Source organism: Diaphorobacter sp. LI3 (assembly GCF_022807955.1).
Lineage (GTDB): Bacteria > Pseudomonadota > Gammaproteobacteria > Burkholderiales > Burkholderiaceae_C > Diaphorobacter > Diaphorobacter nitroreducens.
Genome location: NZ_CP094346.1, coordinates 3,188,147 through 3,214,050, shown reverse-complemented (window position 1 = coordinate 3,214,050; position 25,904 = coordinate 3,188,147). Strand labels below are relative to the sequence as shown.

The 25,904-nt window shown below is 61.7% G+C and carries 28 protein-coding genes and 3 tRNA genes; 9 read left to right on the top strand and 22 right to left on the bottom strand.

From position 1 onward, the window contains the following. Positions 1-262 precede the first annotated feature (262 nt). The 4 genes from MRB47_RS15010 (at position 263) to MRB47_RS14995 (ending at position 2,732) form a co-directional block, all read left to right on the top strand. On the top strand, positions 263-535 hold the full coding sequence (locus MRB47_RS15010) for an HU family DNA-binding protein (protein ID WP_011805814.1): 273 nt from the start codon (positions 263-265) through the stop codon (positions 533-535). Between the two features lie 14 nt (positions 536-549). Further along, positions 550-625: transfer RNA gene (locus tag MRB47_RS15005), tRNA-Val, on the top strand. Positions 626-684: 59 nt separating this feature from the next. Continuing rightward, the gene (locus tag MRB47_RS15000; RefSeq protein WP_135149264.1) at positions 685-2,607 is read left to right on the top strand and encodes a SurA N-terminal domain-containing protein; all 1,923 of its coding nucleotides are present in this window, start codon (positions 685-687) and stop codon (positions 2,605-2,607) included. A gap of 49 nt (positions 2,608-2,656) precedes the next feature. Continuing rightward, positions 2,657-2,732 (top strand) — tRNA-His (locus MRB47_RS14995). Positions 2,733-3,294: 562 nt separating this feature from the next. Here MRB47_RS14995 and MRB47_RS14990 read toward each other — a convergent pair. Continuing rightward, on the bottom strand, positions 3,295-3,597 hold the full coding sequence (locus MRB47_RS14990) for a hypothetical protein (RefSeq protein WP_252101098.1): 303 nt from the start codon (positions 3,595-3,597) through the stop codon (positions 3,295-3,297). A 284-nt stretch (positions 3,598-3,881) separates the two neighbouring features. Between MRB47_RS14990 and MRB47_RS14985 the strand changes: the two genes are divergently transcribed. Beyond that, positions 3,882-4,886 carry an integrase gene (locus tag MRB47_RS14985; protein WP_252101097.1) on the top strand — a complete coding sequence of 335 codons (1,005 nt, stop codon included), beginning with the start codon at positions 3,882-3,884 and terminating at the stop codon, positions 4,884-4,886. A 22-nt stretch (positions 4,887-4,908) separates the two neighbouring features. Here the strand turns inward: MRB47_RS14985 and MRB47_RS14980 are convergent, their stop codons facing one another. The 5 genes from MRB47_RS14980 to MRB47_RS20015 form a co-directional block, all read right to left on the bottom strand. Further along, positions 4,909-5,310, bottom strand: coding sequence for a type II toxin-antitoxin system MqsA family antitoxin (locus MRB47_RS14980; RefSeq protein ID WP_252101096.1), 402 nt, complete (start codon positions 5,308-5,310; stop codon positions 4,909-4,911). Positions 5,311-5,312: 2 nt separating this feature from the next. Next, positions 5,313-5,615 (bottom strand): type II toxin-antitoxin system MqsR family toxin, encoded by a 303-nt coding sequence (locus MRB47_RS14975; RefSeq protein ID WP_252101095.1) that lies wholly within the window; start codon positions 5,613-5,615, stop codon positions 5,313-5,315. A 146-nt stretch (positions 5,616-5,761) separates the two neighbouring features. Next, on the bottom strand, positions 5,762-6,148 hold the full coding sequence (locus MRB47_RS14970; RefSeq protein ID WP_015913139.1) for a hypothetical protein: 387 nt from the start codon (positions 6,146-6,148) through the stop codon (positions 5,762-5,764). After that, positions 6,145-6,666, bottom strand: coding sequence for a hypothetical protein (locus tag MRB47_RS14965; protein ID WP_252101094.1), 522 nt, complete (start codon positions 6,664-6,666; stop codon positions 6,145-6,147). The genes MRB47_RS14970 and MRB47_RS14965 overlap by 4 nt, the downstream gene beginning before the upstream one ends. Then, positions 6,663-6,785 (bottom strand): hypothetical protein, encoded by a 123-nt coding sequence (locus MRB47_RS20015; protein WP_411275701.1) that lies wholly within the window; start codon positions 6,783-6,785, stop codon positions 6,663-6,665. The genes MRB47_RS14965 and MRB47_RS20015 overlap by 4 nt, the downstream gene beginning before the upstream one ends. Positions 6,786-6,968: 183 nt before the next feature. Between MRB47_RS20015 and istA the strand changes: the two genes are divergently transcribed. Together istA and istB are read left to right on the top strand one after the other, a co-directional pair. Continuing rightward, positions 6,969-8,513 (top strand): IS21 family transposase, encoded by a 1,545-nt coding sequence (gene istA / locus MRB47_RS14960; protein ID WP_252100662.1) that lies wholly within the window; start codon positions 6,969-6,971, stop codon positions 8,511-8,513. A 36-nt stretch (positions 8,514-8,549) separates the two neighbouring features. Continuing rightward, complete coding sequence (gene istB / locus MRB47_RS14955) at positions 8,550-9,287, top strand: IS21-like element helper ATPase IstB (RefSeq protein ID WP_011805003.1); 738 nt, start codon at positions 8,550-8,552, stop codon at positions 9,285-9,287. A 64-nt stretch (positions 9,288-9,351) separates the two neighbouring features. On the opposite strand, the gene MRB47_RS14950 is transcribed toward istB, so the two are convergent. From MRB47_RS14950 to MRB47_RS14905, 10 genes are all read right to left on the bottom strand, one after another. After that, positions 9,352-9,564 carry a hypothetical protein gene (locus MRB47_RS14950; RefSeq protein WP_252101093.1) on the bottom strand — a complete coding sequence of 71 codons (213 nt, stop codon included), beginning with the start codon at positions 9,562-9,564 and terminating at the stop codon, positions 9,352-9,354. Between the two features lie 579 nt (positions 9,565-10,143). Next, on the bottom strand, positions 10,144-11,124 hold the full coding sequence (locus MRB47_RS14945; RefSeq protein WP_252101092.1) for a type IV secretion system protein: 981 nt from the start codon (positions 11,122-11,124) through the stop codon (positions 10,144-10,146). A 3-nt stretch (positions 11,125-11,127) separates the two neighbouring features. After that, complete coding sequence (locus tag MRB47_RS14940; RefSeq protein ID WP_252101091.1) at positions 11,128-11,418, bottom strand: hypothetical protein; 291 nt, start codon at positions 11,416-11,418, stop codon at positions 11,128-11,130. 7 nt (positions 11,419-11,425) lie between these two features. Next, complete coding sequence (locus MRB47_RS14935) at positions 11,426-12,187, bottom strand: hypothetical protein (RefSeq protein WP_252101090.1); 762 nt, start codon at positions 12,185-12,187, stop codon at positions 11,426-11,428. Further along, positions 12,184-12,468 (bottom strand): hypothetical protein, encoded by a 285-nt coding sequence (locus tag MRB47_RS14930; RefSeq protein ID WP_252101089.1) that lies wholly within the window; start codon positions 12,466-12,468, stop codon positions 12,184-12,186. Before MRB47_RS14930 ends, MRB47_RS14935 begins: the two co-directional genes overlap by 4 nt. Before the next feature lies 1 nt (position 12,469). Further along, entirely contained in the window at positions 12,470-12,607 is a 138-nt protein-coding gene (locus tag MRB47_RS14925; protein WP_252101088.1) for a hypothetical protein, read from the bottom strand. A gap of 81 nt (positions 12,608-12,688) precedes the next feature. Continuing rightward, a complete protein-coding gene (gene mobF, locus MRB47_RS14920; protein ID WP_252101087.1) occupies positions 12,689-16,024 on the bottom strand; it encodes a MobF family relaxase in 3,336 nt (1,111 codons plus the stop codon). Continuing rightward, positions 15,993-16,199: a hypothetical protein gene (locus tag MRB47_RS14915; RefSeq protein ID WP_252101086.1), complete on the bottom strand. Its 207-nt coding sequence runs from the start codon at positions 16,197-16,199 to the stop codon at positions 15,993-15,995. Before MRB47_RS14915 ends, mobF begins: the two co-directional genes overlap by 32 nt. Before the next feature lie 3 nt (positions 16,200-16,202). Continuing rightward, entirely contained in the window at positions 16,203-16,694 is a 492-nt protein-coding gene (locus MRB47_RS14910) for a hypothetical protein (protein WP_252101085.1), read from the bottom strand. A gap of 266 nt (positions 16,695-16,960) precedes the next feature. Next, positions 16,961-18,199: a type IV secretion system DNA-binding domain-containing protein gene (locus MRB47_RS14905; protein WP_252101084.1), complete on the bottom strand. Its 1,239-nt coding sequence runs from the start codon at positions 18,197-18,199 to the stop codon at positions 16,961-16,963. 66 nt (positions 18,200-18,265) lie between these two features. Here MRB47_RS14905 and MRB47_RS14900 point away from each other — a divergent pair, with 66 nt between their 5' ends. After that, entirely contained in the window at positions 18,266-19,285 is a 1,020-nt protein-coding gene (locus tag MRB47_RS14900; RefSeq protein WP_252100635.1) for an IS30 family transposase, read from the top strand. On the opposite strand, the gene MRB47_RS14895 is transcribed toward MRB47_RS14900, so the two are convergent. Together MRB47_RS14895 and MRB47_RS14890 are read right to left on the bottom strand one after the other, a co-directional pair. Continuing rightward, a complete protein-coding gene (locus MRB47_RS14895) occupies positions 19,272-19,778 on the bottom strand; it encodes a hypothetical protein (protein WP_252101083.1) in 507 nt (168 codons plus the stop codon). The genes MRB47_RS14900 and MRB47_RS14895 overlap by 14 nt on opposite strands. Before the next feature lie 9 nt (positions 19,779-19,787). Then, positions 19,788-20,006 carry a hypothetical protein gene (locus MRB47_RS14890; RefSeq protein WP_252101082.1) on the bottom strand — a complete coding sequence of 73 codons (219 nt, stop codon included), beginning with the start codon at positions 20,004-20,006 and terminating at the stop codon, positions 19,788-19,790. A gap of 193 nt (positions 20,007-20,199) precedes the next feature. Here MRB47_RS14890 and MRB47_RS14885 point away from each other — a divergent pair, with 193 nt between their 5' ends. Then, entirely contained in the window at positions 20,200-20,391 is a 192-nt protein-coding gene (locus MRB47_RS14885; protein ID WP_252101081.1) for a hypothetical protein, read from the top strand. A gap of 653 nt (positions 20,392-21,044) precedes the next feature. Here MRB47_RS14885 and MRB47_RS14880 read toward each other — a convergent pair. The 4 genes from MRB47_RS14880 to MRB47_RS14865 all read right to left on the bottom strand — a co-directional run bounded on the left by MRB47_RS14880 (position 21,045) and on the right by MRB47_RS14865 (position 25,823). Continuing rightward, positions 21,045-21,959, bottom strand: a complete 915-nt coding sequence (locus tag MRB47_RS14880; RefSeq protein WP_252101080.1) for a hypothetical protein — start codon at positions 21,957-21,959, stop codon at positions 21,045-21,047. A 568-nt stretch (positions 21,960-22,527) separates the two neighbouring features. Next, the gene (locus MRB47_RS14875) at positions 22,528-24,435 is read right to left on the bottom strand and encodes a hypothetical protein (protein ID WP_252100595.1); all 1,908 of its coding nucleotides are present in this window, start codon (positions 24,433-24,435) and stop codon (positions 22,528-22,530) included. Positions 24,436-24,476: 41 nt separating this feature from the next. Further along, on the bottom strand, positions 24,477-24,896 hold the full coding sequence (locus tag MRB47_RS14870; RefSeq protein ID WP_252101079.1) for a hypothetical protein: 420 nt from the start codon (positions 24,894-24,896) through the stop codon (positions 24,477-24,479). A gap of 850 nt (positions 24,897-25,746) precedes the next feature. Then, positions 25,747-25,823: transfer RNA gene (locus tag MRB47_RS14865), tRNA-Arg, on the bottom strand. Positions 25,824-25,904: the final 81 nt, after the last annotated feature.

Sequence of the window (25,904 nt, the reverse complement as noted above, 5' to 3'; positions counted from 1 at the left end):
GCCTAGCGCGCAAGGTCGAAACAAAAGCGGTGCTCGAATCCGGGACGGGGATCAAATACGACTAGAATTCGCTCCCATGCTGTCGCCCACGCGGTACGTCTTATTGACACCCTACAGTGCGATGGCTTTAATCTGACACAGCAATTTCTGACGCTGCTTCAGTTCCCTCCGCCTCTGCCTTTCGGACCGCTTCCGTTGCAGGGGGCGCGGAGGCCAGATTTGCATAAAGACATTCATCCACTCTTTTCCCGAGAGGCTTCTTGTGAATAAAACCGAATTGATTGAGCACATCGCCAACAACGCTGATATCTCCAAGGCTGCAGCTGCGCGCGCACTGGAGTCCACGATCGAAGCGGTTAAGAAGACTCTCAAGAAGGGCGGCACGGTGTCGCTCGTCGGTTTCGGCACATTCGCCGTCGGCAAGCGCGCTGCGCGCACTGGTCGTAATCCCCGCACGGGCGCTACGATTAAAATCAAGGCTGCTAAAGTTCCAAAGTTCCGTCCAGGCAAAGCACTGAAAGATGCTTTGAACTGATTGTGAAATATGGGGGGTGCTTAGCTCAGTTGGTAGAGCGGCGCCCTTACAAGGCGTAGGTCAGCGGTTCGACCCCGTTAGCACCCACCACCCCATTCAAAGGCGAACGCAAGTTCGCCTTTTCTTTTGCAGCTGTTGAAAGATTGACCATGTTCGAATCCATCCGCAAGCACTCCAAGATCGTCATGTTCTTGTTGTTCTTGCTGATCATCCCGTCGTTCATCCTCGTGGGTATCGACAGCAACTATTTCAGCGGAGGAAGCCCAGTGGTAGCGCGGGTCGATGGCAAGGACATCACCCAAGCAGACTGGGACAACGCCCACCGTATGGAGAGCGATCGAATCCGCGCTCAGTCGCCAGGTATCGATGCCAAGCTGCTGGATTCACCGCAGGCACGCTATGCCACGTTGGAGCGGCTGGTGCGTGACCGCGTGCTGCAAGTCGCGGCGCAGGACATGCACATGCTGACCAGCGATGCGCGGTTGGCACGCGAGCTGCAGAGCATTCCGCAGATAGCGGCGTTGAAGCGAGCTGACGGCACGCTGGATGCCGAAGCCTATCGCGCCCTGGCTGGTGCGCAGGGACTCACCCCTGAGGGGCTTGAAGCACGCATCCGCCAGGACTTGTCGGTCAACCAGGTCATGGGCGGTGTCATGGGTTCGGCGTTCAGCGGCCCGGCGGAAGCACGTTTGGCACTGGATGCACTGTTCCAGCGCCGTGAAATCCAAATCGCCCGTTTCAATGCTTCGGCGTTTGTGTCCAAGGTCGCGGTGACGGATGCCGACCTGGAGGCCTATTACACCGCCCATCCTGCGAAATTCCAGCAGGCTGAACAAGCGTCGGTGGAGTATGTGGTGCTTGACCTTGATGCCGTGAAAGCGGGAATCACGCTCAGCGAAGATGACCTGCGCACCTATTACAAGGAAAACCTGAATCGCCTCGCGGGCAAGGAGGAGCGCCGCGCAAGTCACATACTGATCAACGCCAGCAAGGACGCCCCTGCGGATGCGCGCACCCAGGCCAAGGCCAAGGCGGAGGAACTGCTCGCGCAGGTACGCAAAGCGCCGGGCAGCTTCGCGGAGATTGCCAAAAAGGAGTCGCAGGACCCGGGCTCAGCACCGTCCGGCGGTGACCTCGGTTTTTTTGGCCGGGGAGCCATGGTCAAACCCTTTGAAGACGCCGTTTTTTCCATGAAGAAGGGGGAGATTAGCGACGTAGTGGAAACCGACTTCGGCTTCCACATCATCCTGCTTTCCGATATCAAGACTCCGCGCCAGCCCAGTTTCGAGGAGCTGCGCCCCTCGCTCGAGGCAGAACTCAAGCAGCAGCAGGCTCAACGCAAGTTCGCAGAAGTGGCCGAGGCGTTTGCCAATGGTGTGTATGAACAGGCGGACAGCCTGCAGCCCGTTGCCGACAAGCTCAAGCTCAAGATTCAGACGGCCGACGGGGTTACCCGTACTCCGGCTGCCGGCGGCGCGGGGCCGCTTGCCAACGCACGCTTCCTGGAGGCGCTGTTCCAGTCGGACTCGCTGCAGAACAAGCGCAATACCGAGGCCATCGAGATCGGTACAAGTGTGCTGGCAGCCGGCCGCGTTACGGCATACCAGCCCGCCATGACGCTGCCGCTGGACAAGGCGCGCGACCAGGTGCGCGCGATCTATATCGCCGAGAAGTCCGCTGAACTTGCGCGGCAGGAAGGCCAAGCCAAACTGACCGCTTGGAAGGCCGCGCCGGATGCAGCCTCCGGGTTGACTGCTGCGTTGACGGTGTCGCGGGACCGGCTGCAGGATCAGCCTCGTTCCGTGGTGGATGCCGCCTTGCGTGCCAATGTGGACCAACTCCCGGCCTGGACAGGTGTGGACCTTGGTGCGCAGGGCTATGCCGTGGTGAAAATCAACCGCGTCGTTCCCCGGGACGGTGTGGACGACGCTCGTGCGCGTATGGAGCGAGAGCAATACTTGCAATCGTGGGCGTCGGCCGAGGCGCTAGCGTATTACGATTTGCTCAAGCAGCGTTTCAAGGTCCAGATCAAGGCCCCCCGACCGGTGGCCCAGGCAGAGCTACAAAACTAAGCCGGTTACCTCAGAGGGTAGATTTATCAGGCTATAATTCAAGGCTACGGTGGCTGTAGCTCAGTTGGTAGAGTCCAGGATTGTGATTCCTGTCGTCGTGGGTTCGAGTCCCATCAGCCACCCCAAATAACAAAGGCCCCCGCAGCGCAAGCTGCTGGGGCCTTTTGCATTCAACAAGGTTGGTGTGACCGGTGGCCTGACTGAAGAGGCACTCCCGAACAGCAGACTCATCGTGCTGGAAGCCGTTCACCTGCATACGGTTTTGTCCGACGGGAGTGCCAAGTGCAAAGGCACTACAACCAGCACAAAGGATGCCCCATGCCAGCAACCCCCGCCCCTCAACCGGTCCCGCCCGTCCCGCCAAATCCCGGCGAGGTGCCGCCGCGACCTATTCCCATTGATCCGCCCGACAATACGCCGCCCATCGAACTGCCCGGTGACCCTATGCAAGAACCAAGCTAGTGGAGCCTGCAGGTGGTTTAACCCGGCAAGTTGGCTGGTATTTCCTCGTCGGGCTGCCGCGGGGGCGAGGCCGGTGGTGGGGCCGGTGGCAGATCACCGGGCGGGCGCGGTAAATCGTCTGGCACAGTGTGCAGCGGGTGTTCTTTCGGGTCCTGGGGAGTCATGGCGTGAGTCCTGGGAACGGGGCGGGGTACCAAAGGTTGCTCTGCACAGTCGCACCGCACACTATCCTCCCGCCCCTTGAGGCAGATAAGCTGGCATGCATTGGTGCGGCTCGCGAGGCTTCTTGAGCGGTGTCACACGAGGAATGGGCCCCGCAGGGTCGAGGATCAACCGCGAAGGTATGCCCGCAGTTGCGGGAGCCAGCTCGGCTTCCAGCCGTGCAATGCGCTGCCGGTACATCCGTGCCAGTGCAGCATGGTGTTCGGCAGCGTTTTCGTGTTCGAATGCCGCCATTCGCGCCTCATTCAGGCTGGTCTCGAGACGGTGGGCATACATGGCAGCGGGATCAAAGAGGCGCTTGAGCATGGTCTTCTCCTGTGAGGGGGTAGCAAGACCATAGAGCGCGCTACGCGCTGTAGAGTGTCGGACGGCGTCCCGCATTTCCGCCCGACAGTGGCACCTCGGCCGCAGAAAGATGTCTTCGCAGGATGCCGAGGCACAGCCGAAGTGAGGTGGCCTGCCCGGAGGGACTCGAACCCCCGACCTATTGCTTAGAAGGGGTGTTTTGATCGGCTGCAAACCCGCATGAATGCTTGATTTCGCTTGATGTGGGGTATATTTGTCACCCCATTGTCACCCGGGAAGACGGCATGCCTACGATTCGCAAGCGCGGCGATTATCAGTTTCAGGCCATCGTGAAGCGCCAGGGAATCGGCTTCACGTCGAAGACGTTCACGACGCGAAAAGATGCCGAGAAGTGGGCGAAGATCACTGAGGCTGAAATGCTGCGCGGCGCGTACATCTCACGCAGCGATGCCGAGCGCACGACGCTGCGCGAGTGCATCGAGCGCTACAAGACTGATGCGCTGCCTCTGCTGCGCGGCGTGGGCCATGCGTCGCTGCTGAAGAATCTCGATGAGGCGTTCGGTCACTTGTCGCTCGCGTCGATCACGTCGGCCAAGGTCGCCAGCTACCGCGATGCCCGGCTCAAGTCGGGCCGCACTGCGAGCACAGTCAAGAAAGAGCTTGCGAAGCTGTCCGTTATCTACAGCCTCGCGGCGAAGGAATGGGGCATTTCAGGCCTGGTCAACCCCGTGGCCAGCGTTGCAAGGCCGCAAGAGCGCAACGCGCGCACGCGCCGCCTGGAGGGTGACGAGTTGCCCCGGCTGCTGGCAGTGTGCCCGCCGCACATGGGCTTGCTGGTGCGTTTTGCTTTGGAGACGGCTGCGCGCCTGGGCGAGCTGCTTTCCCTTCGCTGGGAGGATGTAAACACCTCGCGACGCGTTGCGGTGCTGCGCGGCATTGATGGGCGGGGCACAAAAAACGGGGATGATAGCCGCGCGGTGCCGCTGTCATCTGCGGCTGTGACTGTGCTCGATGAATTGCGCAAGCTACCCGCCTCGATTGACGGGCGCGTGTTTTACTGGTGGCAGGCTTCGGACTCGATCAGCCATGTCTGGCGCCGCGTGTGCTCGCGTGCCGGCATCGAGGATCTGCGCTTTCACGATCTGCGCCATGAAGCCGCGTCGCGGCTGTTCGAGAAGGGTATTTTTGAGGGCGTCGAGGTTGCAGCCATCACCGGGCACAAGACGCTACAAATGTTGAAGCGCTACACCCATTTGCGCGCTGAAGACTTGGCGCGCAAGATGGGATGACGGGGCATCCGCACCGCTCCCGTCAGGCAGTTCTGAGTTCGTTGAGCAAATCAGGGTGGCGGTCTAGCAATTTGAATAGTTTGACAAGGGCCAACGGCGGTTTAGTCTTGCCGTTCTCGTAGCGCGAGAAGGCATTGACGCCGCCACCAAAGAGTTCGGCAGCCTGCCGCTGATCAAGATCCAGTTTTCGGCGCACCTTGGCGATGTAGTCTGGATCGACATAGGCGGCATTCACCTGGCGCTGAAACAGCCCGATCAACTCGCTATAGCGGTCGCCGTGCTCACGGTTCAGAACAACTTCCCCGCAAGCGGGACAAAACTCACCTGTCACCGCAGGAATAACGGTGGCTTCGCCCTTGTAGGTGTAGGGCATGTCGCGCGTATCGTGGATCAATTCCGCCGCGCCGCAGCATGGGCATCTCATGGTCACAGCTCCTTGAAAGAAACGATTAACACGTCATCAATGACGGTCAGCTTCAGGTACACCTCATTGCCACTCGCCGTCTTGGTGCGATACACGTCCTGCCAGACGCGATGATCGGCATGCGTCGTCATGCTCTTGTAAAAATTTCCAGGCGAGAGCGCCAAGACTACAGAACACATGCCGGCCAGGTCGTTGATGCCAAGCTCCCGAGCCCCGTTGTAGGCGCTGGCTGTAGCCCTAACCTGTCCTGCCTCTACCAAGGCTCTGATGGCTGGCAGCTTGCAATGAGGGGTGCCTTTTTCCATGCCCTATTTTAACCTAATACGTTAATTTGTCAAATAGGTTAAAACCGCCGTGCGCCCTGGTCAACCGGCAGTTTGCACCGATAGGCACCGAAGGGCTTCGATGCCCCTCCCAAGGGGCCTCCAAGGGCCTTCAAAGGGGGCGTCCGTTATGGCCACAGCTCATCTTTCAGCTTGCCAATAACAGCATTCAGGCCGTCGCGCTCGTCCTGGTCGAGTGCGTCTAGGCCACGGTCATAAGCGCCCAGTAGCGCGGCCATTTCGGCGGCGGCGATGCTCACGGTAACGGTGGCATCGCGGGCAATATGGGAGTAGTCGGCTTTGCAAAACATGGCGGCAAGTGCTTCGGTCATCGTTCGCCTTTCTGCCCTGCTGTTGAGATCGGGAGGGCACGGGATGACGCTGGAGATATGCACCAGCCGAAAAAAGCGGCCCGTGTGGTAGGCCAGCTCCAGGACGGCGCCGTCCACGGCTCGGACGGTGTAGATGCCGTCCTGGTAGACAACCTTGCTCCCTGTGGCGACGGCCCCCGTCATTGCTCGCCCTCCCGGCTTGCTGCGCGTGCCGTCGAGATCGAAAGCACCTTCGGCCGCTGGCCAAGAATCACGATTTCGTCCTCCCCCCTGTCGAGTTTTAGCGCCGTGACGTACTGTTTTCCAATCGTCGCCTTGATCAGCAACGGTCGGCCATCCTGCCGGTAGCGCAACAGAAACGGAAAGCGCTCCGCGACATCTCTGTCGAGTGACCAGCTCGCGCCGTACTTGCTGAACGCGTAGCAGCCTCGGTAAATCGTCAAAGTGTCTGGCAGCGACTCGAAAGCCGCGCGCTCTGTGGCGTTCATCATCTGCATGGCAGGGCCGATGCCGACAGTCGCGGCAATGAAGTCTTGCAGCGTGTCAAGGTGCTCCGCTACGTTGTCGAAGCGGCTCCAGTGCTGGCCGAGAATCTTCAGCCAAACGCCCTCCGGCACTTCACAAAAAAGGTCGAGTAACGCGGGCAGCGCGTCAAAGCTGCCACGCTCGCTAGCGTAGCGATTCGCTTCCTCGAAGTTCATTGCTCGCCCTCCCGGCCTACTGCCGCAGCTCGCCGCGCTGCCGCCTTCATGCGCTTGTTGTGCTGGTGCTCCTGCCAGCGGCGGCGCAGCACGCGGCAGGCGTGCACGTACTGCATCATTGCGTATTCCACGCGATGGCGGACACGATTCCATGCTGATGGCGGACAGTGTTCCAGCGTGATGGCGGACAGTGTTCCACGCTGAAGGCGGACAGCATTCCAAACTGATGGCGGACACCTGCGGGGTGTTCTGAGTGACCCGAACGCGGCATACGCTGCCCGGTTTTTTGACCGGAACCAGCGATGCCCACACCCAGGGTCACCATGAGCAAACTACGACACACACTGCAACTGCTGCACCGCGGGGCCTTGAGCACCCGTCAAATCGGTGCCGCCCTCGGCATCTCCAAATCCACTGTCAGCGAGATAGCCAGCTACGCGCGCGTGGCCGGCGTGGACTGGGCACTGGCCCAGAGCCTGAACGACGACGAACTCCAGGCCCGGCTCTACAAGCCACCCGTGGCGCGCGAGTCCCGGCACCTTGAACCCGACCACGCCCACATCCACCGCGAACTGCGCCGACCTGGCGTGACGCTGCAGTTGCTTTGGGAGGAATACCAGCAACAGCACAGCGGGCAGGCGTACAAGTACAGCGCCTTCTGCGAGAAGTACAAGGCCTGGGCCCGGCGCCTGCAGCGCTCCATGCGCCAGACCCACACGGGCGGTGACAAGCTCTTTGTGGACTACGCCGGCCAGACCGTTCCCGTGGTGGATGCCGACACTGGCGAGATACGCCAGGCCCAGGTCTTCGTGGCCGTGCTGGGCGCATCGAACTACACCTACGCCTGCGCCACCGCCAGCCAGAAGACCACCGACTGGGTGGCCAGCATCATTAGCGCGCTGGAGTTCATCGGCGGCGTGCCCCGCCTGCTGGTGCCTGACCAGCCGCGCGCCCTCATGGCCCGACCCGACCGTTACGAGCCCACCGCGCACCGCCTGCTCGAAGAGCTCTGTGCGCACTACAGCCTGGCCGTGATGCCCGCGCGCCCGGCCAAGCCACGCGACAAACCCAAGGTGGAGGTCGCTGTGCAGGTGGTCGAGCGCTGGATTCTGGCCAGGCTGCGCCACCAGACCTTCTTCAGCCTGGCCGAGCTCAACCGGGCGATTGCCGCCTTGCTGGTGGACTTGAACCAGCGCGCGTTCAAGAAGCTGCCGGGCAACCGCACTAGCGCCTTCGCCGAACTCGACCGGCCAGCCCTGCGCCCCCTGCCGCCGGTGCGCATGCCCATCGCGCGCTTCAAACCCGCCCGCGTCAACATCGATTACCACGTTGAGCTCGATGGCCACTACTACTCGGTGCCCCACGCCCTGGTGGGTGAGCCGGTGGAGTTGCGCATCACGGCCGGCACGCTCGAAGTCCTGCACGGCAGCAAACGCGTGGCCGCCCACGCCCTCAATCCCCGACGGGGTGCACACACCACCACGCCCGAGCACATGCCGGCCTCGCACCGGGCGCACCTGCAGTGGACGCCGGCCAAGCTCATCGCCTGGGGTGAGCGCGTGGGCGCGGCCACCGCCGCCGTGGTGCGCTGGCAGATGGAGCACCGCCAGCATCCCGAGCAGGGTTACCGCTCCTGTCTGGGCCTCATGCGCCTGGGCCGTGAGTACGGGGCTGACCGGCTGGAGGCCGCCTGTGCGCGGGCGCAGTCGATTCGCTCACCGTCCTACAAGAGCATCGCCTCCATCCTGGGCTGCGGCCTGGACCAGCGGCCGCTGGATGCGCCGATGGCCGCACAGGCGAGCCTGCCGCTGCACGAGAACGTGCGCGGGCCGGGCTACTACCACTGAACTCCAACGTGCAAGCAAACCTAACAAGGAAGAACCATGCTCAACGAACAGACCTTGAACCAACTGCGCGCCCTGCGCCTGGACGGCATGGTGGCCGCCCTCAGCGACGCGGCCACCCACATCACGGCCAGCGAGCTGCCCTTTGAACAACGCCTGGCGCTGCTGGTGCAGCGCGAGGTGGACTGGCGTGACAGCAAGCGCCTGGAGCGCCTGTTGAAGGCGGCCCGCCTGAAGGTCTCCAGTGCCTGCCTGGAGGACATCGACTGGCGCGCCAGCCGGGGCCTGAGCCGAGAGGTCATCACCAGCCTGGCCGGCGGGGACTGGCTGCGCCATGGCCACAACGTGCTGCTCACCGGCGCCACCGGGTGCGGCAAGACGTGGCTCGCCTGCGCACTGGGGCAGCAGGCCGCGCGCCTGGGCTTCTCGGTGCTCTACACCCGCGCGCCACGGCTGCTGCAGGAGCTGCACGTGGCCCACGGCGATGGCAGCCTGGGCAAACGGCTGGCGCAACTGGCGCGGCTGGACCTGCTCATCCTGGACGACTTCGGCATCGCGCCGATTGCCGCGCACGAGCGAAACGACCTGCTGGAATTGCTGGACGACCGGGTGGGCACGCGCTCGACGCTCATCACCAGCCAGTTGCCGGTGACGGCCTGGCACGCCTGGCTGGACGAGCCCACGCTGGCCGACGCCATCCTGGACCGCATCGTGCACGGCTCGCACAAGATAGCCCTCAAGGGCGAGTCGATGCGCAAGCTCACCAAGGCCGTCTGAGCCGGCCGCGCCGACCGCCATTCCACGCTGATGGCGGACACTTCGGCTACGATTTGAGCGTCACTCAGGACACCCGCGCAACGTGTCCGCCATCGCCTGGAACGCTGTCCGCGATGGGAATGGAATCACTGTCCGCCATCAGTGGAATGCGCAGCATCAGCATTCCGCGAACCAGCACGAAAGCGACTTTGAGAATCATCAGCAGCACGCCGCCGATGACTTTGAAAACCAGTCCGAAGACCGCGACGAACATTTCGATAAGTAGAAGCAGGCCCATTTCGTTTCTCCCGGTGTTGATGACTTCAGCAGTTCGCGGCCACGCCGCGCCCCTGCTTTTTGGTGAGCCTCGCGGGGTCCAGCCGAAGCGGCTGGTCAAGGCCGCTTGCGGCCGCGAAGTCGTTGTGTGGTCTTGCTTGCATGTCCATTTCGTGCCTTTCGTCGTAGTGGATTTCTGCTTTTCGGAGCCGCCTCACAAAGAGCCGGGGCCGCTGGTCGCCGCGCAGCGGCGATGCCGAGTTGCAGCCGACATGACAACCCCACTTGCCCCCGCAGGGGGTCGGGAGGGAGGGATAAAAAGGCCGCTTGCGGCCGGCTTTATGCTCACTCCCGATGGGGTTGGCGTGGCGGGTGCAAATGCGAGGCAAAGCGGCCCAGGCCTGGGCGGCTCCGAAAAGCAGAAATCCACGGCAGGCCCCATGGGTGCGTGCAAGCCGGCAAAGCGAAAAGCGCCCATGCGCTGCAGCTTTGCCCCGTGTCTGCGCAGTCCGCGCACGCGGTCTGCGCCTGGCTGAATGTGAAGAAGCCGGGAGTCGCGCGCAGCGTGTCTCCCGGCTCTGTGTTGCGCCTGCAGGCGCTGCTACTTCTTCGATAGCGTTGGCTTGCCGGCCTTGCGCACGACCTCGCCGCGCAGGTTCTTCGCGCCGTGCATGATGCCGCTGGCAACGGCTCCCGAGCCGCTGCCGCCGCCCCCAATCAGGCTGCTGGCGATGTCCTCGGCCCGCATCAGGTAGAACGCAACAAAGATGATCACGGCCGCGCTGCTCATGAACGCGCCCGCGCGCACCATCAATTCCATGTACCAGGGCAAATTAGGGTCCTTGCCGATGGTCGCCATTTGCGTGGCAAAGTCTCCGATGACGCCCGCGCCCAGCGTGGCCAAGGTCACGCCGATGACCAGCGAAAACCCGTTCGCAAGCATGAAGCGCAGCCAGTTATGGAACAGGTGCGACATGGGTTGCCAGGGCAGCCAGGCCACCAGCAGCGGCCCGAAGATCACACCCAGCTGCAGGGCCAGTAACGGCCCGTACAGGGCCAGCAGCAGGGCAAAGGCGACCAGGCCCGAGATGAAGAAAAGAATCAGGTCGAACAGTGCTTGCGTGAGACTGCCGACGAGGGCTTTGCCGATGCTCGCATCCCCGGTCACGAACTCCCATGCCTTTGACCACGCGCTTTTGCCGTCGTCTTTCTGTGCGCTCGGAAACATGGCGGTGTTGAGCTTTTCGATAGCCGTTTTCACGGCCTCGCCGGCATTCCCGACGCCCGCCGCGTTGACGATGGGGGCCGTTAGCTCAGTTGTGAAAAACTTCGTCGTGGTCTGCATCCACGGCGCCCAGTTCAGCAGCAGCGCAAGCGGAAGGATCAGCACCAGCGCGCCCCGCGTCACGCGCGAGAGTGCGCCGGATACGCTGCCCATCCACCAGTCAAAGACGGCCAAGGCGATATTGATCACCAGCGCCAGGCCAAGGAAGGTTTGGCCCAGGGGCACAAACGCGCCGCTCATGCCGGCCGCTTTCTCAATGAGGGGGTCGAGTAGTCCCGCAATATCGCCGAGTGCCATCTTTCACCCTCCGAAGAAACGAACGACGACGGCATGAAAGCCGTCGATGACCCAGCTGCCGGCCAGCAGCAGCCAGCACAGCAGCGACAGCGGCGCAATGGCGAAGATGAAGGGCTCGCGCCGTGCGAAGTCCACCAGCCAGGCGCGAAGCTGAAAGCGCCCCGCATCGTCGATTGCCGGGTCTTCGTTGGCTTCATCGCGCTGTTCGATCTCCTGCAGGAGCTGCGCGCGGCGCTGCTCGTCGGGCTCGATCAGGCGCCGCAAAAAGTCCTGAAAGTCTTTCTCTTTCTGCATGGCACCCTCACTTCACGAGCTGGTAATCGCTGGGCAGCTTCAGCGTCGGCGCCGCGTCCTTGCGCTGGGCGGCGGCATTGCGCGCGTCCCGGAACCTGGCTTCATCGTCCGCGCGCTGCTGCTCGCGCTCCTGCGTGCGCTGAGCCTCCATCGCCGCATTCGCGTTGGCCTGGGCGATGGAACTGGAGATGTCGCCCAGCAGCGCCTGAACCTGCATGTTTTGGCTCGCCAGGGCTTGCAGGCCGCCCACGTTGGAATTGATGCCGCGCACCGTCGTCGCCTGCTTCTGCACGTCCGCGGCCGTCTTGGAAAGCCGGTTGAGCTTGGCGATTTCGGACTCGTAGGATTGCTGATAGACGCCGCCCAGCTTCTGCGCCGCTGCGGCCTTGTAGCGCAGATAGTCGGCGGGCTTGAGCTTGAGGTTCTCGCCCTCGCGCTTGGCCTGCTCCAACACTTTGACGGCATCCCGATAGACATTCCCGGCCCGGGTCATGGTCTGGTAGGCACTGGCCAGTGCCTGCACCTTCTCCACGGGCAGGCCAGCCGTCAATTCGTTGACCACGGTTTCGGGCAGACTGCGCAGCATCTGCATGGTTTGCTGCGCCGTCATGAGGGTGTTTGCCGTGGTGTCCACGGCCTCACTTACCTGGGCGATCAGTTCGGTGTTGTTGGCGATCTGCGTCCATTCCGTGGCGCCGCCCGTCATGGAGCCGCCCGCGAAGGCGGCAGGGGCGGTGGCGATGGCTGCCACTGTGATGAAGTGCTTCATTGCTGGGACTCCTGTTGCTGTTGCAAGGCTGCGCGGCCTCGCTCAATGACGGTTGCGCGGGCGCGGCGCGCAACGCCGTTGTGCTCGTCGTAGAGCGCTGCAAGGGCGCCGATGCGGGCGACATTGCCCCCGCCGTCACGCACTGCGGCGGCGATGCGGGCGCGCATGGCTTGCTTGTTCTGCTTGTAGTCGTCGCGCGCGGCCATGATCCAACGCTCGCCAGCGCTGGGCGCGCGTGGGCCTGCGTTGGCGGCGGCGTGTTGGCTCTCGGGGTTGGCCATGTCAGCACCCCCAGACGGCCAGGCCGGCAAGCGACAAGAGCAGGACGAGATTCAGCAGCAGGCTACCCACCAGGGCGCCGCCTACGGTGACGCGCCCCAGGCGGGCGAAAACGGCATCGAGAAACTGATCGCGGAACATGAACGGCCTTTCGTAGATGCCACCCCGACTGCCGGGGCGGTTATCTACTTCTGCAGTTCGCGGACATTTTTTGCCGCGCGGTCACATTTCCATGCCGTTATCGCGCGGCGGCTTCGCTGTCGGCGTTGGCGTGGGCGTGCTCATGGTCTTCTGCTGCGTGGCCTGCTTCGCCTGGGCCTGCATCCGCTCGCGCGTCTCCGCGCGCAGGCGTGCGCCCTCGACGGCCGCGCCCAGCTTGGCGCGGATGGATTCTTGAAGCGTGGCCTTGCGGAATCCCTCGGCATTCAAGCCCTTGTAGGCCGCATCCTGGGCCTTGGCCCATGCTTTGCTGGCCATGCCCGCTTCCGGGTTGCGCAGGCGCTCGCGCAGCTCGTCGCGGTCGGCCCCGGCGCGGCGCTGCAGGCTGGTTTCTCGGGAGATCAACACCTCGCGTTTCTCACCGTACTTGATGCCCATGAATTTCTGGTCACGGGTGACGATGGTTGCGCGCTTGGTGGTCAGGCCCAGCGTAGCGGCCTGCCGCAGATCTACCGATTGCGGGCCGCGTGCGTGCAGATCGCGGTGGTACGTGCGCCCGTCCCGGTACTGCAGGAAGCGGTCGCCTCGGCTGTTGTACTCCCACCGGGCGCGGCCCTTCTCAATGTCGCGGTTGATCTTCGCCGCCTGGGGCATCGTGCCCCCGGTCTTGAGTGCTGCGCGTGCTAGATCCGCGTCGTGCTCGCGCTGCTCGGGCGTGCGCCGGTCGCGTATCAGCTCGCGCGCTGGCTGCTGTGGTTCCTGGCTGCGCTCGCGGTCGCGCTCGGCCTGGTCGCGCTGGTAGTCCTGCGCGCGGGTGCGGTCGCGGTCTGCCCATGCTTCATGCTCCTGACGGCGCTGCGCGTCGGTCTGCGGGCGCCGTGGCTGCTCGTCGTCGTGCTCTTGCTCGGCCTGGTTGCCCTTGGCTCCGGCGCCACCCTCGGGGCCTGGCCCGTCGTGGCCTGGCGGCTGGGCGCGCTCATAGTCGGCGCTGGTGTCCTTGTCGCGGGCGCGGCCAATCTCTTTTTGCAGCTCGTCGCGTTGCGCGCTGGTGTGGTGGTAGCTCATGGACTCGCGGTGCCGCGATGCAGCGACGTAGCTCAAGCTGCGGTCGCTCATGGCGCTGTCGTGCGCGACGTGGGCACGGTCAACGGTCACGCCCTGGCTTTTGTGGACGGTCGCGCAGTAGGCGTGATCGAGGGCTTTGTATTGCTTCTGGCTGATGCTCTGCTCCTTGCCGTCGCCATCGCGCTTGAGGGTCAAACGGCCGTCGCGGGCCTCGGTGACTGTCCATGTTTGACCGTTCTTCAGGTCTAAGCTGCGGTCGTTCTTGAGCGTGATAACGCGGTCGCCCACGGCAAATACCTGGGCGCGCTCTGCGCTCTCGGGCGTGCGCTGGGTCGTAAACGTGCGGTCAGGGCCGTGCAACAGGCCAGCGTCCCTGGCCTGTGAGCGTGCGGCCTGGTTGATGGCCTGCACTTCCTGGCGACGTGGGGCCAGGCTGATTGAGGTCTTGCCTTCGCGCAGGTCGTTGACAACGTTGCGCGCGATGGCCTCGCGCATCTGCTCGGGCGTGGCGTGCTCACGCAAGTAGCCGCGCTCCTGCATCGTCTCCAGCGCCTTGCCGGCCTCGCCGTTCTTGAGGTCGGTCACCATCTGGCGGTCTGCCTCGTGGTGCTGGCGGCGGATCTCGGTCATCTCTGCGGCCTGGCCGGCTGCGGTCTTCATGCTGCGCATGGCGCCGCCTGCGTCCACTGGCTGCAGCTGCCGGGTATCCCCGACAAGCACCACCTTGGCGCCGGCCTGCTGCGCCAGGTCGCACAGGCGCGACATGAGGCGAGAGCCTGCCATGCCGGCTTCGTCCACGACGACGACGGTTTGCTTGTCTAGCTGCAGCTCGCCGCGCTCGATGCGCTGCAGCGTGCCGTGAATCGTGTCCGACTTGATCCCGCTGCCTTCCTCTAGGCCGCTAGCGGCCTTGCCGGCCAGGGCGCAGCCGACAACGCGGGAACCGCTGGCCTCCCAGGCTTCGCGGGCCGCGCCCAGCATGTAGGACTTGCCCGCCCCGGCCGTGCCTTCGACAACCGCAAAGCTGTTGCGACTGTCGGTAATGTGGCGCATGGCCTGCGCCTGGTCATTTGACAGCCCTTTCTTTTGAATCAGGTCTTCGACGTTGCGGGAATCCGCGCGGGCGTCGGTGGGCGTGTGCGCAGCGGCTTTGGCATATTGCGCCAGGCCGGTTTCGATTTCCAGCATTTCGCGGCTTGTCCAGCGCGTGTTTCCGTCTTGGTCGCGCAAGCGGATCAGCTCGCCGGAGTTTTCAAGCTCTTTCAACTTTGAAAGCGCTTCACCAGCTCGCATAGAACCCGCTGCACTCTCCAGCATCTTCCGGTGTAGCTGGGGCGTGCTGAGTGTCGATGCGTCAGAAAATGCCGATTCAAGAGATTTGCCGGCCTCCCAAGGGGTCTTCTCTGCCTCGCTATGGCGGATGGCCTCGGCGTCAAAGCCGTGGCGCTGTGCAGCCTCACGGGCCATCTGAAAAGCGGTTTCTCGCGGGTTTTCGGCTTTGCCCTGGCGGGTCGCCAGTTGGTGCATATCGCCTGCGCGCTCGCCTGTCAGTCCGGTTTTTTTCTCGCGCTCGGCAATCTGCGCGGCCCTGGTCGAAAGCTCCTTAGAGATTTCATCGGTAACACCCTTGATTTCAAATGCGCGCCCTGTACGCTCAATTTCAAAGCCCATTCGTTGCAACTCGGCAGCGAATTCGGCTTTGTAATAACCGTCAATCGCCCCGGTGTGCCTAGTGTCAAAATCGACGCGCTTGCCGTTCTCGCTGACGTTTGCAACAACGCAGTGTGTATGCAAATGCGGCTCGCCGCTGCGGTTGCTGCTGTGCTCGAAAGTCGCCGCGACAATTTCATGGTGCGCAACCTTGATGACTCCGGCGTGGCCTTCCCGCTGCTGAAAAGCACCGATAATCTCGGCGTATTTCATGGCGCTTTCAATGCTGCGTTGCTGTGCTTCGCTGATTGCCCTTTGTAATTCAGGGGTGGCGCTGGCCCAGGCGACGGAAACGGATTTCGGCGCGGAAAACGTCAGGTCGTAGCCGGGCTTATGGCGTTCATCGCCTGCATTATTTGAAAGCGCTTGGCCCGTTTTAGGGTCGTAGCCTCTCAAGGCGTTTTCGAGTTCGCCACGGTGAACGATGGAATCCATGAATCCCAAGCGCTCAGAATATGAGCCTATCCATTTTCCAGATGGCTCGTCGTGCTGCTTTGCGGTCGGGTCTTCGGCGCCAATCTGGTAGCCTTCATAATAGCCTGCAACCTTGGAAACACCCCCGGCGGCATTCATTGATTTAATTGATAGCATTTCAAGAATCCTTGTTTGATAAAATACGGTCAAGGTCTGCGATGGTGAGATTGTGGCGTGCGAGTATTTCCAATGCCTGCCGCGCTCGGGTTTCATGTTCCCGTCTCGCTGCTTTCTCTGTCGCTTCGATTTGTTGATCGAGGGCATGCGCCTGCAAAAGCAGGTCATCGCGTTTACGCGATAGGGCCATTAGTTTGTCGTGCATCATGATTTAGGCTGTCGGCTTGGTCTTGGGGAATTTGGCCAGGTCTGCGCCTGGTGCGGGGCCAAATGTGGCCTTGTCCTCGGCGTTCGGCCAAACCTGGTATTGAATGAAATACCTGTGCGCCAGGCGCAGCAAATAGGCGTCTTCCGCTTCCCCGTCGCGCTTGATTGAATCCCCCGCTACGTCGCGGGCGCGGTATTCCCGGAAACTCGGTATGCGCAGGAACTCATTTAAGTTCGTCATCAGCGCGGCAAACGCTGCGGCTGAATCGTTGAGGGCCATTTGAATATCCCTCTGCCCAGCCTCCAGCGACGCCAGGCGTGAATCGTCCATTGCCGCCGCAGGCACGGCAGGGGGTGGGCCGATGGGCTTTGATCCGCCCAGGGAGACGGCGCGCAGGTAATCGGTTTTTGATAGGCGCAGGGTCTTGCAAATGCGCTCGATTTCGGTCATTTCGTCGCCATCGAGGCGAAACGTGATAACGTGTTTTTTACTCATTCGGGCGTCCCTTCGTGTAATACGGCGCAACCCCGCGCCGCTACTACACTTCTGCAGTTCGCGGACATGATTTGTGATACGGCTGTAGAACCGCTGTATGACGCGCAAACCCGCTCCCACATTGGGCGCAGCGGTTGCGGCACACTCACCCTCGGTGGGTAGTGTGCATACCTTGATACTGAGCTTCTGTTGTGTCCTCGGGCTGCTTGGAATCGACGAAAAAAAGCCCAGCGGCAAAGGCTGGGCAAAGGGGTGAAAGCGGCTGCCTAGATCACGTCGTTGGATTCGATGCCAGGCAAATCGGATTCGCTGACGGTGCTTTGTGTTTCCGTAGGTTCTTGAGTCTCGGCGGCTTTGGCTGGTGCCGCAATCTTGATTGCCTCGCGTTTGGCCTTCTGGAAGGTTTCGGCCACCTTGGCGCGGTCGCGGGGCTCCAGCAGGATCGGTGCTGCGGGAATATCGCCGGCCAGGTTGAGAATTGCATTCAGCGTTTCCATATTCTGCAGCTGCGATGGCAGAATAACGCGCTCGGTCGTGATTTGCTGGCTCCAGTTTTCGGATTTGCTGCCGCCCACTTGCATGGATTGCGACGATTCACCGCCAGATTGAATAATGCGGCTGATTTGTTGATCGCCGAGCATTCGGCTCATAATGTCTGCGGTTTCCGGGTCTGGGACTCGGAAAACGACCTGACTGGAGCAGTTGGCCAGCAGGGTAGAGGCGTCGGCCATGCCGTAGGCGCTTTTCAGTTGGGAAACCGTTTGTACGCCAATAACTGCACGGCCACCGTTTTTGCGGGCCTTTGTCAGAAAATCGAGAATGGAGCTAATGCGTCCCAGGCTGGCGAATTCATCAAGGATCAGCCAGAATTTTCGGTTTGCGTCTGCCTCCATCGACAAAATCGACTTGCTGATAATGTCGGTCATCGCGGCAATGATCGGCGCCAGGGTCGAAAGCTGATCGTCGCGGAAATTGAAGAATAGCCAGTTCTGCGCATTATCATCTTGGATAACGCTTTTCAGCGAAAAGCCGTTATTTGCGCCGGCTGCTGGGTCGAGGTACTGGAACGGGCTAATTTTCGTGCCGATGATTCCGCGCACGTTGCCAAACATTCTTTCGTTGCCTTCTGCCACCAGCGGTTGCGCTGGCGTGCCGGCGAAAATCTCGCGCAGCTCGGTGACATCGGCAATGATGGCGATTCTGAAAATATCGGTATTCGTCAGTTTGTTTTGCCAGCAGTGTTTCAGGATTGCGGAGGTTATTACTTGCGCGTATTGGTTCCATTCGGTGCTACTACCCTCGCCATCCGGGATAATGGATTTTGCGATTTGGTCGGCGTCCCAAACGCCTTCTATTTCGGCCAAAGGTGACCAGCCCACGGCGCGGGCATCAAGAGGATTCAGAATCAGGTCGCCGCGATCTGCGTTGAAATATGCCTTCAGGTAGTTGCCTCCAGCGTCGGCCAGAAAAACGCGGTCGCCGCGCTGGGCGATGCTGTCCAACATTTCAGAGATTGCGGCGGCGGTCTCAAATCTGAAGTGCAACACCCTCACCAAGGGTAATGTACGCAAATGGGAACGAGATACGAGCACTTGCAGCCAGAAGACAGAGTGACGCTGGCATCGCTGCGCCAGCAGGGCTGGAGCATCAGGGCCATAGCCCGCCTTCAAGGCCGCAGCCCCAGCACCATCAGCCGTGAGTTGCGGCGCAACGCCTGCCACGGCGGTTACGCCAGCGCGCCTGCGCAGCGTCTGTGCCAGCTGCGGCGCATTCAGGCCAAGCCATACCCCAAGCTGCACAGCTGCGGGGCGTTGTGGACTCTTGTGACCACCATGCTGTGCTGGCTGTGGTCGCCCCAGCAGATTGCACGCACACTCCAGCGCATGTATCCCCAGGACCCAACCATGCATGCCTCGCACGAGAGCATCTACACCGCCATCTATGCATACCCACGCGGTGAGTTGCGCCGCCAGCTCATCGCACTGCTGCGCCAAGGCAAGAGTACACGCCGCCCGCGTTCAGCAGGCTCTGATCGGCGTGGTCAGATTCCAGACATGGTCTCTATCCATGTTCGCCCACCCGAGGTCAATGATCGCGTGATCCCGGGGCATTGGGAGGGGGATCTGATCAAGGGTGCTGGCAACCAATCGGCGGTGGGTGTGCTGGTAGAGCGCTCAACGCGCTTGGTGCTGCTGTGCAAGATGCCTGACGCATCCGCAGACAGTGCGCTGGCCGCGTTCACCAACAAGCTGCGCCAGATCGCACAGCCGATGCGCCAGACGCTCACCTACGACCAGGGCAAGGAGATGGCCCGGCACAAGGAACTCGCCCAAGCCCTTGGCATGCGGGTGTACTTTTGTGATCCGCACAGCCCTTGGCAAAAAGGCAGTTGTGAGAACACGAATGGGCTGCTGCGCCAGTTCATGCCCAAGGGCACAGACCTGAGCATGCATGACCAGGATGCGCTGGACTCCATGGCCGATCTGATGAACAACCGTCCTCGTCAGACTCTCGGCTGGGATTCTCCCTACCAGGCTTTTCAGCGATTCATGGCGGCTATCGCCGAGAAAAGCTCCGCTACCATTCATTGAATATCAACCAGCGGTGTTGCACTTCAGATTTGAGACCGCCGACACTTTTGCCAACGCCGGTTGCGCCTGCAATCAGAAAATGCAAGGCTTCAAGCCGTTCGGGGATTCTTTGCTCCCCGATGGTCAGATCGCCGGTTTCGTTCTTGAGGATCTTTTGCAGTTGTTTGCCGTTAACGAGTTTGGCGCCCCGGATGTGGTCGCCTCCGGCGCCGCTCGCGTCGGCATCGCTACCGCCAAAGTTGAAATGAATGCCGACTTTGGCCAGGACATTCAAGATTAGATAGAAGATCAAGAATTGCGCGATGGCGCCTGCCAGCAGCAGTTGCGGCAAGCTATAAGCGTCGCCCTTTATCGCGCTGCCGGCTGCAACGATAGTGCAGGCCATCAACCATTGACGCACGAGAGGAAAGACTTTGCCATCACGGCCACGCAGAATCCAGTAACCGGCAAAAGCAATGATCCCGGTGATTGCAAATAGAAAAATATTGATCATGTCAGAACCTTACTTTTTGAGAAGAAAAACAACCGGGGGCAAGCCAGCTATTAGCGCCCCGACGATTGCGGCCAGGCCCATTTGAATCAAGCCGCCGTGGTATTTGGGATTGGTGAATAACTCGCGGAAAAAATTAAGGTAGTAGCCTGGGCTTGCAATGCGCCATTGGAGATGCCATTGAATAAACACTGCTACGGCCAGCACTGCGCCCAGTGCGGCCAGGATCAAGGCCCACTTCAAAAGCCAAAACGTCTCGTGTATCTCTTGCCTTGCCATCAATCACCCCTTTCTTGATCGCCCGCCAGGGCGGCGGGCTTGTCTACTTCCGCAGTTCGCGGACATGCGCGCCGGCCTGGTGCTGGGCGTGGGTGTGCCGGCCTGGTGACTGATGGGGCATTGAAGGGACATCGAAGGGGCTTCAATGGCCCTTCGGGTTTTTCCGATTGCCGCTTCCGATGGCGCTTTCGGCTTTGGATTTTGGTTTGCTATTTCCGAAGTGCATTTCCGAATTGAAAACGGATTTCTGAAAGATGCTTCGGAAGTGGACTTAGGAAAATTCGATTGGTGTGTTTCGTATCGCCGCGCCGCCGACTGGGCGTGGCTTTCCCTCTGAAAATGCCTTGGGTCGGCGGTATTTCATATCGTATTGATACGATACGTTATGAATCAATCCGAATCGGATAAAGGTTTCGGAAATCTATTTCGGACTCAGAAACGCATATCCGAAGCGGGTTCGGAAGCTGGTTTATCAGGGCGCGCAGTAAGCCGGGTAGGGGCGCGGGCTCCCGGCCACGCGGCGAGATTGGCCCGAGCACATAGGCCGTGAAGCGGCAGGGCCTGCCCGGGCAGCGCTGGCATGGGCAATGGGGGCGCGCTGGGCACGCTGCGCCCTATGCTGTGGGGCACGTCGCGCGGCGTGGCGGTGACATGGGGCTTTGCCCCATTCTGCGAACCCCACGGGAAGGCCCTAAATCGGGCGCTGGCGGGCCTTTGCGGGGTGCGCATGCGGGGCGGCACCAGAAAAGCCCGTATGGATGCCGTAATGCCCTGTTGCTGGTCTTCTTGCTCATCTGCTCCCGTAGGCCCGCCCCTGCGGGCCTGTTCCCGTCCAGTCGCGCGGCGTGCCCGGTGCCATAGGGCAGAACGTCACCAGCGCGCCTGCAGCAGACTTAGGGCGTCCCGCTGGATCGAACCCTGAGCTATGCCGCAGGGCTTGCAGTGGCGCAGCGTCTGTCGCGTGGCCCTACGCATGCGCCCCGGCCCGGCTTACTGCGCGCCTTGGTCAACTCGCGGCGTAGCCGCCCCCGGCCCGTGGTGGCGGCTGCCGTGGATCTTGGCTTGCAGGGCTGCGATTGACGCTTTGCCGGCCGCTAGGCCCTCTGGGGTCGTCAGCCCTCGGGGCTCGGGCTGGTACACCTGCACCGGCGCCGGTGCAGGTGCGGCACTGGCGGGCGGCGTGAGTTCGCCAGCAGCGGCGCGCTTGGCCAAGCGCAGGGCGTAGCCTGCTGGGGCTTTGACCTTCCCCTCAGCCGCCAGGGCGGGCAGTTGCTCCAGCAGCAGCGCCAGCAAGGCTTGCTGTTCGGGCGTGGCGCCTTCGGCGAGTTGGTCAACTCTGCGGCTAGTCGCCGGGGGCAACTTGGCTTTGCGGGCCGCTTCGCAAAGAAAATTTTCATCGCCACCACCACCATCAGCCGGCAGGCTGCCGGTCTGCTGGTCCCCCTGCGTGTGTGCGTGTGCGCGCGGGGGTGGTGGTGTTTCTTCCTGATTTTTCTCTCTAGTTTTTCTGGTAGCGCCTGGTTTTCCGACGCCCGGATCACCGACGGCCGGGTTTTCAGGCGTCGGTGAGCCGACGCCTGAAAACCCGACGTCGGTGGCGAAAGGCTGCGGCGTGTCGAAGATGTAAAGCTCGGTCAGCCAGCGGCCCCGCTCGTCTTGCCGCTTTTCACGCTGCAGGTAGCCGCGGCTTGCAAGCTCCGCCAGGCCTGCTCGGACAGCATCTCGGCCTTCACGCGCGCTCTCGCGTGCGAGATCATCGGCGTTCATTGCAAAGCCGTCGGCGTTACTGAGCAAGCGCGCTAAAATACCTCGTGCGCGATAGCTCAACCGGCTGTCGCGCAGGACGGAGTTTGCAATTTCCGTCCAATTTTTTTGTGGCCGGGGCGCTCTGATAATCTTGCTCATATCGCACCCCCTGCAAACCCGAAAAAGTCGCCCTGCTCGGCCTAGCCGTTCCGTTAAGGTGTTGCTAAGCCCTTGATTCAAGCCCCTCTGCTTCGGCACGAGGGGCTTCGTTTCTTTGGTCGCTATAAGGGACATGCTGAATTTCAAGCCCCTTTCCCTAGGCGTCGCGCTCGTGTGTGCCGCCAGCTTCCTCACTGCCTGCAACGACGAGCCCGCTCCGGACTTCAGGGGCAGCACTCCCGTGGCATACGGCAATCGGACTGTCTCTCTGAGCGTTGAGGCTTGGCGAGACAATGGCAGCCAGCCTTGTCGTGTCCTTATCAGAGGCGCTGAAGTAACAAATTGGGTCAAACCAACCGGTATTCTGCCGCGGATGACCCTAGCCCCGGCAGTAGTGCTGGCCTGCACAGGGCGGAGCCCGTACCTTTCCTCGGTGAGCGGCGAGGGTGAAGGGGGTGTAGCCGAATGGGAAGAGTCCTCGGGGCCTGAATCGGGAGCCCCCCTCTCTGTCTACCAAGTGCGAGTGAGCTCCCTGACTGCGGACCAAGCTCACCTCGAACTACGGGTCCTACGCGGCAAGTGACTCGCTTGCGTGAGCCACGGGGCCGGAGGGCTTGAGCGACCGAGCGGCAGGCGCGCGGCGTCTTTCGGGCGGTTCGGGAGTGAAATAGATGATGTCTTCGGGCGCTATGGGTCCGCGCGCCAGCCCCAGCCGCATTGCCGGCGTTTTCCCGTCCCGGCCAACCTCGCAGTAGTTGAAGTACGTCCGGAAGATGCCGAGCACCTTCACCAGGACTTCGGGGTTGTAGGCGCTCTTCCCGAACCAGAGACGTCGGTCGGTGTTGGCGCTGGCCACCGCGCGTTCTGCCAGCGTGAGGCCTCGCCGGACCTGCATAAAGAAGCGGTCGACAGCGGTAAGGGTGGCTTTCAGGTGCAGTAGCGCCTGGTGGCTAAGCTGGAGCCGACGCTTGTCCGGTTCGGTTTCGACCGGGTCGATATCGGTCAGCCAGCAAACGGATTTCTCAGGCTCACGCATCTCCGATATGGGATGGCGGAACCAGCGGTCCCCCCACTTGCCGATGGCAACCATGCGCGCCAGTTCTTCCTCGGCAGCCAGAAGTTCTGCAGCCTCAGGGGTTACCCCGTATTTCTCCGCTAAGCGCGCCAGACGCCGCTTGGTTGCACCAACCAGCGCGCGCTTCATGTCCACTGACATATCTTTGAGCACCTTGACATAGAAAGCGTCAGCCGTCCGGTCCAGAACCCTTTTCGGCACGGCCGTCAGAATGGCCGCACGTATGCCCGACTCCTGGTCTGTGAAGAAGCGAATCTTCTTGGCACGGCAGAGCAGTCGAGTGACAAGCTGGATGTGGGCGTACATCACCACTTGCTCATGCAGCAGCATGCCCTTTACGGGGGCACGGGATGAGTTCGCGGGGCCTTCACCATCTTCTATATCGGGGCGACCTAAGGCTGCGTCGTACGTCTCTTCGATGACCGATTCCATAGGCTTTCGGGAGGTACCTCCGCGAGGCGCCGCCCTCTCAGCCGCAGCATTCCAATCAGCCGGTAGCCAGACTCTCGCGTAGCGGCGAAACGCTCTGGCAAGTGCATGGTCGCCAAAGCGAACCATGTCCTTCTCTACGTCAGCAGAGTCCAGCGCAGGGTCAAAGTTGACGTTGACCCCGAACACATAGCCCGTAGCCTGGTCGGCCGTTGCAATGGACAGCAAAAGTGTGTTCTTTCGCACCTTCTTAGAGTGCCAGTTCACCACCAGCTTTTGCCGGTCAACCGACAGATATCTTGAGCCTAGGTCGTCGCGTCCCATGAGGGTTCGCTCACGCTCGCCGGCGAACATCTGGGCCTGCTCATAGAGGAAGTCGATGCGGTCGTATAGCTGGCTGGGGGAGATATCGAGGACCTTGATGATGCGCCGCAGCGGCATGGCGTTCATCAGATGCACCAAGATATCGCGATTGGAGTGACTGCGACGTTGGCGCTTGGTTGACCGGCCGCCGAAGGAGAACGCCTTCTTGCAGCCGACACACTTGAACCGGGGAGTTCCGTGGGCGTTGGTGCCGAAGCGAGTCACATTCTCAAGGGATGGCGCCCCCTCCGATAGAGAGCAGGCCTCGTTCGGACACTGCGGGAGTACTGGTTCAAGGTACTCCGACATGCGCATAAGCTCCTCGGCAATCGCCAAGTTGCTCTGCATAGGGGTGATTTCCTCGCACAGGCGGCACTTCAGTGCCGGCTGGTCCTTACCGGTAGCGACCACGGTGTAGTCGCCTGGGCCAACGGAAGAAGCTGGAGTACCGGCCCCGCCTCGGGCAACCGCAAGCTTGGGCGGTACGCCGAAGTTACCGCACTTGGGGTTCTTGCAGTGATTGACTTGAATACCCGCCGCGGCCGGCGGAAATCTAGGCGGCCACTTAGTCGGCTTTACTGAAGTTGGATGAGATTTTTCCTTGGACAAAGAAACGCCCTAGTCGTTGACTAGGGCGGAATTTTGAGCCATTACAGCTTTCTTAGCAACACTTTAACAGAACGGCTAGCCTGCTCGGCGGCTTTTTCTTTTTGGGCGGCCACAATGCGCCGTGCCTGGCGTAGGCCCACGCGTAGGCTTCCGGCAACGGCTGCAACGGCGTCGCGCTGCTGTGCCCGGGTGCCCTCCTTTGCCTGTAGCTGCAACGCCTGCTCGTCTGCCTCGTCTTGCGCGCCGTCGTGCGCCCACCCGCGCAGCGCGTAGCGTCGCGCCTCCGCCCGGGCGCTGGCAAAAACTTTACGCAGGTCTGCTTCAGGTCCCGCTTCAAGCAGGCGGCGCCAGCAGCCTTGACCAAGATCCTCTCGTTCGCCCGGGTAGGGGTGGGCCTTGACCATCACCTGCAGCGTGGGTGGCAGCGCGGCCAGGGCGCGGGCGTTGAGGTCGGCGCTCATGCTGCACCCCTCTGCCGTTTTGCGGATGCGGCGCGGGTTCATGCGGCACCCCCTTGCCGCGCTGCTGCTGCGCGCTGGCGCTCGATCTGCTCGCGCTTGGTGGGGCGGCCACGGCGGGGCGGCTCGGGTTCAACCGGATCGGGAGCGGATGGGCGCTGCACTGCCGGTTCGCGGTGTGCCGCTAGCCAGGCGAGCACGTCGGAGAGTAGCCAAACCGGCGATTTAGAACCGGGGATGCTGCCGGCCGGGGGCAGCGCCCAGGGGCGCCGGCAGCGGTCAGATTGAAGGCTTGCAACAGACTTCCCGAGCAAAATGCTCAAGTAGTTGTAACCAAAGGATGGGGGGATCGCTGCAACGTCACCGGCAGTGACGTGCGGGGTTTGCTGTGCAGACACGACAAGCTCCTGCGCGTGACGATTAAGTCACGCGAGAAGAGCCTTAGTCTGCAAATGTGCTGCGAAGCTGAGAACTTAGCTCGTCACGCTCTCAGTCTTGTTGCCCGCCGCTGTGCGGCACGCCGTCCAGGCAACTTGTCATGGTTGAGGTTCACGAGCAGTTATCAGACCGTCTTTCTTCCCCGCCCGCCAGCGCTTGAGCACTGGAACTGCGTTCGCAACCTCCCGCAGTGCTACGAATTGTAAAACAGTCCGTGAAAGCAGGCAAGCGAGTGCAAAGAAAATGGGGTGACAAACGCAAAACGTCTGTCACCCCATATCTACGGCGCTTGTCGCCTGGCTTGTCACCCATTTGTCACCCCGACGGGTGACAAGCGAAAGCAAACGAGTGCAATTCAAAGCAAGCCAAAGCAACGAAAAAAGCGCGTAAGCCATTGATTATGCTTAATTAATTTTGGCCTGCCCGGAGGGACTCGAACCCCCGACCTATTGCTTAGAAGGCAATTGCTCTATCCGGTTGAGCTACGGGCAGCTGATGCAGGTATGCGGTGCGAGCGGTGATGTGCGCGCTCGGAGTGCAGGATCATACAGGCGCCCGGAGCGCTCCCGCACC